The organism is Microcystis sp. M079S1 (assembly GCF_020246425.1).
GTDB classification, from domain to species: Bacteria; Cyanobacteriota; Cyanobacteriia; order Cyanobacteriales; family Microcystaceae; genus Microcystis; species Microcystis aeruginosa.
Genome location: NZ_JADBSZ010000235.1, coordinates 1 through 8,923 on the forward strand (window position 1 = coordinate 1; position 8,923 = coordinate 8,923).

An 8,923-nucleotide genomic window follows, 5' to 3' on the forward strand; every position below is an offset into this window, starting at 1 on the left:
GAATAGGTTTTGATGCCATTTTTGGTGCTTTACTGTTTCTCAAATGCCTTTTTTCGCTCCTTATGTTTATTTTTATGCTCACTTTGATTTTTTCTCTCCGTAATTTCTCTCTGTGACAGCTTAGGGTGCGGAATGTGGGTTAAAACCCTCCGGCGCTGGGAACAACAGGGTAAAATTTCCTCAATTCGTACCCGCGGCGGTCATCGCCGATTTCGACCGGAAGATCTCTTACAATCTGGTCAAGCAACCCCATTGATTATTGGCTATGCTCGTGTTAATCGACCTGAACAAAAACCCCAATTAGACACCCAGATAAAAGCGTTAGAAGAATTTTGCCATCAGCAGGGTCAACCCTTTGAAATTCTCACCGATATCGGCGACGGAGTCAGCCACAATCACCCTAATTTTATGCGTCTAGTGAAGATGATTTGTCAGGGTGAGGTGAAATCTCTAGTTTTAACCCATGCGGAAAGTGTGAGTCGCTTTTGTCATGATTTTATTTTGGGTTTGTGCCGTCTCTTCAAAATCCAAGTTATTCTCCTCAATCAAACCCAGAAATCCATTGCAGCTGAGGATTTAGTCGAGGATATCCAATCCCTCGTCACCATCTGTTACAATAGTCTCTACCCAATACATAACCCGGCTCATCAGCAATTACTAGAACACCTAGGGGCGCTTAAGAATCTCCCCCCGGCTTAAAATTGTCCTTGGCGTGGGTTTCTCCTCCCTCTTTGTTGCCTGTCTGATGCCGCCTCTACTGTTCCCCGAACAACGGCCAAAAATAGTAATATTTTAGCTGACGGCTGACGGCTATATTGACATCCACATTGACGGCAAATGAAACTAGAAACCACGGCGATTAAACGGATTCTCGATGCTAACCTTGACCGCGCCAGAGAAGGACTGCGAATTATCGAAGAATGGTGTCGTTTTGGCTTAGATAATCCCGATTTAGCCCAAGAATGTAAAGAAATGCGCCATCAATTAGCTAGTTGGCACTCGATCGATCTTAAACGACATCGGGACACGGCCGGCGATATCGGCAGGGATTTAAGCCATCCCAGGGAAGAAATCCGGGAGACTGTCGAGGGACTGCTGCAGGCCAATCTCGCTCGCGTACAGGAGGCTTTTAGGGTTTTAGAAGAATACGGTAAACTCTATGATCTGGAGCTAGGGATAGCCTGTAAACAGCTGCGCTATCGGGTTTATCAGCTAGAGAGTAAACTATTAATCTCGCCACCTCTGGAAAAACTGCAAGCATCTCCCCTCTATCTAGTCACTTCTCCTGCCGAAAATCTGCTAGAAATCGTCGAATTAGCCCTAAAAGGGGGTTTAAAATTGGTGCAGTACCGCCATAAAACCGCCGCTGATACCATTCGTTTAGAAGAGGCCGCTAAACTGTGTGAGTTATGCCACCGTTACGATGCTTTGTTTATTATGAACGATCGCGTCGATATTGCTCAGGCCATTCATGCCGATGGTGTTCATCTCGGTCAACAGGATGTACCGATTTCCCTGGCGCGGCAATTTCTCGGCCCAACGGCAATTATCGGCCGGTCCACCACTAATCCCCAAGAGATGGCCAAAGCAATTCAAGAAAAGGCCGATTATGTGGGAGTCGGTCCGGTTTATGCTACCCCCACCAAAGCAGGAAAAACCCCGGCAGGATTGGAATATGTCCGTTATGCGCGGGAAAATTGCCCTTTACCCTGGTTTGCGATCGGTGGTATTGATAGTAGTAACATTAAAGAGGTTTTAGAGGCAGGAGCGCAACAGGTAGCTGTAGTCCGGGCCATCATGGAAGCGCAGCATCCCGATGTGGTGACACAACAATTATTAAACCAATTAAAGTAGGGTGTAGGGTGTGGGGTGTGGGGTGTGGGGTGTGGGGTGTAGGGTGTAGGGTGTGGGGTGTAGGGTGTGGGGTGTAGGGTGTGGGGTGTAGGGTGTGGGGTGTGGGGTGTAGGGTGTAGGGTGTGGGGTGTAGGGTGTAGGGTGTGAGGAGAAAAAAGCTGTCTCCTGTCTCCTGTCTCCTGTCTCCTGTCTCCTGTCTCCTGTCTCCTGTCTCCTGTCTCCTGTCTCCTCCGATTAATTCATTTGTTCCTATCCAAATCCATGTCAGAAATAACCTTGCAAATCAACGGCAAAACTCAAACCTGTTTACCCGCAACTAAACTAGGGCAAATGTTAGAAAATTTGGGCATGAATCCTCGGTTAGTTGCCGTGGAATATAACGGGGAAATCCTCCATCGTCAGTATTGGGAAAACACGGAAATCAAGGAGGGGGATAAATTAGAAATTGTTACTATTGTCGGGGGGGGTTGACACTCCCATCGCGCTTAAGCGAGGGATTCTTGGTTCACTGAGTTTCCTTAATCTGGCAGGACGTATCCAACCAAACCAGAGGGAATCTCTCCCCAAGCGTATTAGTTTCGGTGTGTCCCACCGTACTTAGTCCCTTTTTGAGAATGTTGATAGCGGCGTTAATATCTCTATCTTCTACATAGCCACAGTGAGGACAAATATGAGTTCTTGTAGATAGAGATTTAGGGACTTTTTGACCACAATTAGAACAATTTTGACTCGTGTTATGGGGGGCTACTGCTACCGTAGCCTTACCATATTTAAAACCAAAATATTCTAACCATTGCCGAAAAGTGGACCAAGCCACATCATTAATAGATTTAGCTAGTCTAGAGTTTTTTACCATGCCTTGAATATTTAAGTTGACCTGAGCGATAAAATCGTTAGATTTAATGACGCGCAATGCCTCTTTTTCGACAAAGCCTTTACGTTGCCTACTTACTCTTAAATGCTTTCTAGCATATCTCTTTCTAGCTTTTTGGTAGTTGTTTGATTGGGGTTGACCTTTTCTAAACTTTTTAGATTTCTTCCGATTCAGTCGGTTTAATCTTTTTTCTGCTTGGCGATAGTATTGCGGTATTTCTACTGTTTCCCCATCACTATTAGCGTAGAAAACTTTTAAACCTACATCCAATCCCACACATCTTTTTGTTGGTTCTAGGGGTTTAGCATATTCCCGAATATCAACGCTAAGACAGAATTGGACATAATAACCATCCGCTCGTTTAACAATTCTAACTCGTTTAATTTGGTCTATAGGATAAAAGTTTAGGTCTCTAGTTCCTTTTAGTTTAACCGTCCCAATGTTTTTCTTATCTGTGAAAGTTATTTTCTTTCTATCCTCTGATAGTTTCCACCCACAGTTTTTATATTCCACAGAACGATTATTTTTCTGAAACTTGGGATAGCCTTTTTTACCTTTTATTTTTTTCTTACAATTGTCATAGAAACGAGCAATAGCTGACCAAGCTCGTTCGGCCGATGCTTGTCTAGCAGTAGAATTTAGAGTATCGACAAACTTGAACTGAATGGCTGCGAACTGCACAATATTTATTGAGAGAATATTTATCGATTTTGTCTTCTCTCTTGGCATCCATCCAAAGCCTTAATGCTTTGTTTCTGATGAATTGTACTGTACGAATAGCTTCATCAATGGCAGAACACTGACTTGGTTTGACCACGGCTTTCATTTCTAAGACAATCATTGTTTATCGACCTCAAACAACTTATTTTAAGTTAACCTGTAGAGCATCGGATTGTCAAGATTTTAGTTGACATTGAGCTTTTACATTGAGCCTTTACATTGAGCCTTTACATTGAGCCTGTCGAAATGTGTCGAAATGTCGTGCTTCGTGTCACTGAGCTTGTCGAAGTGCTGTTTTATACTGGTCGGGGTTTCATCCCGTCGCTAAGCGCGAGGGTCTTCACCCCGACATTCAAGATAAAATAATCAACAATCGACACTTGAGGGAAAAAACTTGTTAGTTATCGGTTTAATGAGTGGCACATCGGTGGATGGTATCGATACCGCTTTAGTGGAGATTAGCGGTACAGTGGAATCTCCACAGGTGCAATTATTAGCTGGAGAAACCTATCCCTATTCCCCCCGATTACGCGAGACAATTTTACAAGTCTGTGGGGGAGAAAAGCTATCTATTGAAGCTTTAGCCAGCTTAGATGATGATATCGCCGCAGAATTCGCCCGTGCCGCTTTAAATATCCAAAAAGAAGCCCCAAAAGCCCAATTAATCGGCAGTCACGGTCAAACCGTTTTTCATCGACCCCCCGCAAACGATCGCCTCGGTTACACGGTACAATTAGGACGGGGAGCAGCGATCGCAAAAATTACCCGTATTCCCACCATTAGTAATTTTCGCGCTGCCGATATCGCCCAAGCTGGTCACGGTGCGCCCCTAGTGCCGAAAATTGACGCTTATCTGCTTTCTCACCCCACCAAAACCCGCTGCGTCCAAAATATCGGCGGTATTGGCAATTTAACCTATCTACCCCCCCGACAAAGGGAAAATTGGCAGCAAAAAATTTTCGGTTGGGATACTGGCCCCGGCAACGTCCTCATCGATTTGGCCGTACAATTTTTGAGCCAAGGCCAACAAACCTACGACCATAACGGTCAATGGTCGGCTCAGGGTCAACCCTGCTCCGAATTAGTTCATAAATGGCTACAGGAGCCTTATTTTCAACAATATCCCCCTAAATCCACTGGCAGAGAGTTATTTAGCCCCGCCTATCTAGCCCAATTGCGCGAGGATGCCCAAGCTTATTGCCTCAGTGATGCCGACTGGTTGGCTAGTTTAACCGATTTAACCGCCATTTCGATCGCCCACAGCTATCAAACCTTTTTGCCAGAAATGCCCGCGGAAGTGCTGCTCTGCGGTGGTGGCGCTCGTAATGCCTACCTGCGCCAACGACTCCTAGCACATTTGGGGTCAAATGTCAAGCTTTTGACCACCGATGAGGTAGGATTAAATAGCGATTTTAAAGAAGCGATCGCTTTTGCCCTTTTGGCCTATTGGCGCTGGCACAATTTCCCCGGTAATTTACCACAAGTCACGGGGGCAAAAGCAGCGGTTTTATTAGGAGAAATTTACAGATGAGCAGCAGCTATGAAATATTTTCAACAATTCAACGTCAAAGGGTCAGCGATGGGCAAATAGTGCCAATTTTAAGCGATTGTGCCGATTATAAACGTCTTTTAATTCTTGTTTGGCCGCAATTGGGAGATTTTGATAGTCTCGAATACGCTTGGTGGTTAGAAAAAGAGGCAGCCCTTTGGCAAAATGCTGGGATAACCATTCGTGCCATCGGTATCGGCGATCGCAATTCAGGGTTAAAATTCGCTGAATATACGAAATTTCGGCAAGATTGGCTTTTTGTTGACCCCAAAGCCGAATTACATAATTTATTAGGACTTTATCGCGGTTTATCGCTAAAATTACCTGGGTTTTCTCCCGGGCAAAATGCCTGGTTAAATCTAATTTTTATGTGTGCGGGTGTGGGTAGTCCGGGGACTCTGGCCGAAGTGCTGCGGGGTTATCTTGGCGATCGCAAAGCCCCCCAATTAATTGCCGAGGAGGAAACAATACAAGCGCGGCCTTTACCACCTTTCCGGGGTTCCCTATTCAATCTTGCTGGGGGTCAAGGTTTTCAGCGACCTTTTGAATTAGCCACCCTGAGACTGCGTAATATGGGTCAAGTTTTGGGCAATTGGTCAACCTATGTCCCCGATAGTAGTTATCTCACCCAACGGGGAGGGACTTTTTTATTTGATAGTCAAGGAAATTTACTCTATGAGCATCGAGATGGAGGTATCTTGGGATTTGCTGAGAATATGAGTTATCCTCTCGCTTTTTTGCAGGATTAAGCTTTTTTCTTCTGCATCTCGCCCACTCCCAACTCTTGACTTTTAGCTTTTCCAGCTGATGGCTAAAAAACTTTAATGTTGTCCGACCACTTATTACCTAAAGATTGATGAAATTATTTGACGATTCATCCACAACTATCGGGAGTTATTTACTCAAGAGATAAGTAAATATTATTTTAAGTTTATTTAAGGCTGTCATTACTAATGGTAAGTTGAGCCGGGTGAATTTTCCCGTAGTATCAAAAAGGAAACTCATTCGACCCGTTCAGTCTAAACGGGGAGAGAAGGCATTTTGAGACTGAGGAACAACCTATGGCAAAGAAAACAAAGACAACCACTTATAAAGTCACCCTGAAAACACCCGATGGCGAGTATAAAATTGATGTTCCCGATAATGAATTTATTCTCGAGGTAGCGGAAGAAAAAGGATTAGATTTACCTTCTTCTTGCCGTGCTGGTGCTTGTTCTGCTTGCGCTGGTAAAATCGAATCCGGTAGCGTTGATCAATCCGAGCAATCCTTCTTAGATGACGATCAAATTGAAGCGGGTTATGTCCTCACCTGTGTTGCCTATCCTACTTCTGACTGTGTGATCGTCACCCACAAAGAAGAAGATTTGTACTAATTTAACTCAATATTCGGGGGTTAGATACTCCAACAATACAAAAATAATAGAGCGGGAACTGCAAGGGCGACAGTTCTCGCTTTATTTGTATTTTTGCCTCTTGACTCGACAGTGATACTAAATCCGTTGAGTATAGGCTAGTTAAGTGGGTGGGTGGAATTAAATATAAGATGAACGTAGGTTGGGTTGAAGCATGAAACCCAACGCCCGATTATGTTACGCTACCGCTAACCCATCCTACAAATAATTGTGCCTCCCTACTTATGAGGAGAGGCACTCATGCAAGAGGCACTCATGCAAAGGGGAGAATAAATAATCAGTTTATAACTGATCACTGATAACTGATTATCGTCCCACTTCAGCGAAAATCTGGGCTAAAATCTCTCCAGCACCAGCCTCGCGCACTTTATGGGCTAAATCTCGTCCTAAGACTTCCCCATGGCTAGGATCACCGCTAACCGAGTCCTTAATCAGGCGCTTACCGTCGAGACTAGCCACCATACCCGTTAAAGTTAGGATACCATCCTCGATTGCCGTATTGACTCCGATGGGAACTTGACAACCCCCCTCCAACTCGCGTAAAAAAGCGCGTTCAGCATAGCATCTATCGCGACTAGGGGCGTGTTCCAACACTTTTAGGACTTCCAAAACCTCCGGATCTCCATCGCGGCATTCTATCCCTAAAGCCCCCTGTCCCACCGCATGGAGAGAAATCTCCGCCGGAATAACCTGATGAACTCGATCGCCTAATCCTAACCTTTCCAATCCCGCTACTGCCAGAATAATCGCGTCGTATTCTCCCGCGTCCAGTTTTGCCAGACGGGTGTTAACATTGCCGCGCACATCTTTAAAAGTCAGATGGGGATAATGATAACGCAACTGGGCTAATCGCCGCAGGGAAGAAGTCCCCACCACTGCACCTTCCGGTAAAGTGTCTAATTGATAGTCTTGATTTTGGCTATTTACCACCAAAGCATCGGCCGGATTAACCCTTTCGGTGACGCAACCCAAGATTAACCCTTCGGGTAAATTAGTGGGCAGATCCTTGAGAGAATGGACGGCAAGATCGATCGATCTATCCAACATTCCCACTTCTAGTTCTTTGGTAAATAAACCCTTATCACCGATTTTCGCTAGGGCCACATCGAGAATTTTATCGCCTTGGGTACTCATCGTCTCCACCTCAAACTGTCGATGGGGGTGGTGTTTACTCAATTCTGCCTGTACCCAATAGGTTTGTACTAGGGCTAACTGACTTTTACGCGAACCGATACGCAGGGAACGAGGAGGACTAGAAACGGACATATCTGAAGTAGGAATTTAACTAAACATCTATCGGACTGCTCGATCTAGACTATCCTGATCTCACCCCTGTTGAGTAATCACTTTCTAGGTTAGGCATAAATAGTTACATCTCTTAATATTTTTCAGGAAATGGGGTGACTATTATTCCCCACTGACAGCAAAGCTGAAAGCCTAGATTAAAATAGAGGGACAAAGGTTGCAACAGGGTCTAACTAATGACATTACAACACCCTTGCTATAACAAAGAAGAATTTGTCCGACGTGGACAGGAAATCTATCACTCTCAGGTGCGTCAGCAGGTTGAGAAGGACAATCATGGGAAGATTGTAGTTATTGATATCAAAACAGGTGCTTTTGAATTAGCCAAAGATATCCTCACAGTTTCCAAATCAACTTTTAACCCGATTGACCGATGCTCAAATTTGGTTCGTTAGAATCGGACATCGAGCATTTGATCGAGTCGGTTTTGCCCTATCATATAGAGACAAAAAGACCGAGTAACCATTGTCAGATTCTCCATACCCCCCTTATCAAGGGGGGAGCCGCGCCCCCCTTATCAAGGGGGGATCAAGGGGGGATCAAAGGCACAATCTATCTTCAATTTAATAATTATAACCACTCACTTAATAGGATAGTTACACAACGTAAAAATTGGTTAATTCAGGAGTTATTATTATGCTAGACCAAATGATGAGGATGTTAGAAGGGCAACAAATAGGGCCTTATCGTCTTAATAAGTTTCTCGGTGCGGGTGGTTTTGGGGGTGTATTTCATGCTAGTGAAATGGTCAGAAATACATCGGTTCAAGAAGTTGCTATTAAAGTTATCCCCGAAAGTAGCGATGATAAATTAATTGAGTTAAAAAATGCCAGAAAGTTAGAACATTCTAATTTAATTAAGGCTTATTCGGTGGGGGAATTTACTTTTTTTAATACAGAAATGCTTTATTTAGTGATGGAATTGGCACAGGGTAGCCTAGAAAATCACATTGCCAAAGGCGGTTTGTCAGCGGATGAGATTAAAAATATTACTGCTCAAGTCGCCCAAGGTTTAAATTATCTTCATGGACAAAATAAAGTGCATCGAGATTTAAAACCGGGTAATATCCTCAAGGTTAATCAACAATACAAGTTAGCAGATTTTGGCTTAATTAGAACTTTAAATAACAAAAGCCACACTCAAACCGTCCACAATAGCGGTACAATTATTTATATGCCTCCCGAAGCCTTTAGGGGGGATATTTCATCA

The 8,923-nt window shown here is 44.1% G+C and carries 8 protein-coding genes and 2 pseudogenes; 8 read left to right on the forward strand and 2 right to left on the reverse strand.

The window, feature by feature from the left end:
* The first annotated feature begins 132 nt into the window (after positions 1-132).
* The 3 genes from IM456_RS15675 to thiS all read left to right on the forward strand — a co-directional run bounded on the left by IM456_RS15675 (position 133) and on the right by thiS (position 2,325).
* Positions 133-699: an IS607 family transposase gene (locus IM456_RS15675; protein WP_287692733.1), complete on the forward strand. Its 567-nt coding sequence runs from the start codon at positions 133-135 to the stop codon at positions 697-699.
* 138 nt (positions 700-837) lie between these two features.
* Positions 838-1,854 (forward strand): thiamine phosphate synthase, encoded by a 1,017-nt coding sequence (locus tag IM456_RS15680; RefSeq protein ID WP_002758805.1) that lies wholly within the window; start codon positions 838-840, stop codon positions 1,852-1,854.
* A 261-nt stretch (positions 1,855-2,115) separates the two neighbouring features.
* The gene (gene thiS, locus IM456_RS15685) at positions 2,116-2,325 is read left to right on the forward strand and encodes a sulfur carrier protein ThiS (RefSeq protein ID WP_043999042.1); all 210 of its coding nucleotides are present in this window, start codon (positions 2,116-2,118) and stop codon (positions 2,323-2,325) included.
* A gap of 34 nt (positions 2,326-2,359) precedes the next feature.
* Here thiS and IM456_RS15690 read toward each other — a convergent pair.
* Positions 2,360-3,569, reverse strand: a pseudogene (locus tag IM456_RS15690) (RNA-guided endonuclease InsQ/TnpB family protein).
* A gap of 273 nt (positions 3,570-3,842) precedes the next feature.
* Between IM456_RS15690 and IM456_RS15695 the strand changes: the two are divergent.
* The 3 genes from IM456_RS15695 (at position 3,843) to IM456_RS15705 (ending at position 6,370) form a co-directional block, all read left to right on the forward strand.
* Positions 3,843-4,979 carry an anhydro-N-acetylmuramic acid kinase gene (locus tag IM456_RS15695; protein WP_149988367.1) on the forward strand — a complete coding sequence of 379 codons (1,137 nt, stop codon included), beginning with the start codon at positions 3,843-3,845 and terminating at the stop codon, positions 4,977-4,979.
* Positions 4,976-5,746 (forward strand): peroxiredoxin-like family protein, encoded by a 771-nt coding sequence (locus IM456_RS15700; protein ID WP_287692734.1) that lies wholly within the window; start codon positions 4,976-4,978, stop codon positions 5,744-5,746. Before IM456_RS15695 ends, IM456_RS15700 begins: the two co-directional genes overlap by 4 nt.
* A gap of 312 nt (positions 5,747-6,058) precedes the next feature.
* Positions 6,059-6,370, forward strand: coding sequence for a ferredoxin (locus tag IM456_RS15705; protein ID WP_287692736.1), 312 nt, complete (start codon positions 6,059-6,061; stop codon positions 6,368-6,370).
* 345 nt (positions 6,371-6,715) lie between these two features.
* Here IM456_RS15705 and hemC read toward each other — a convergent pair whose 3' ends face one another.
* On the reverse strand, positions 6,716-7,675 hold the full coding sequence (gene hemC, locus IM456_RS15710) for a hydroxymethylbilane synthase (protein WP_149988724.1): 960 nt from the start codon (positions 7,673-7,675) through the stop codon (positions 6,716-6,718).
* A 215-nt stretch (positions 7,676-7,890) separates the two neighbouring features.
* Here hemC and IM456_RS15715 point away from each other — a divergent pair.
* Together IM456_RS15715 and IM456_RS15720 are read left to right on the forward strand one after the other, a co-directional pair.
* Positions 7,891-8,176, forward strand: a pseudogene (locus tag IM456_RS15715) (hypothetical protein).
* Positions 8,177-8,350: 174 nt separating this feature from the next.
* Positions 8,351-8,923, forward strand: a 573-nt coding sequence (locus tag IM456_RS15720; protein WP_287692738.1) for a serine/threonine protein kinase, incomplete at its 3' end; no start/stop codon positions are given.

Coding starts and splice junctions, on each gene's coding strand:
- IM456_RS15675 (WP_287692733.1), top strand. CDS start 133: ATGTGGGTTAAAACCCTCCGGCGCTGGGAACAACAGGGTAAAATTTCC.
- IM456_RS15680 (WP_002758805.1), top strand. CDS start 838: ATGAAACTAGAAACCACGGCGATTAAACGGATTCTCGATGCTAACCTT.
- thiS (WP_043999042.1), top strand. CDS start 2,116: ATGTCAGAAATAACCTTGCAAATCAACGGCAAAACTCAAACCTGTTTA.
- IM456_RS15700 (WP_287692734.1), top strand. CDS start 4,976: ATGAGCAGCAGCTATGAAATATTTTCAACAATTCAACGTCAAAGGGTC.
- IM456_RS15705 (WP_287692736.1), top strand. CDS start 6,059: ATGGCAAAGAAAACAAAGACAACCACTTATAAAGTCACCCTGAAAACA.
- hemC (WP_149988724.1), bottom strand. CDS start 7,675: ATGTCCGTTTCTAGTCCTCCTCGTTCCCTGCGTATCGGTTCGCGTAAA.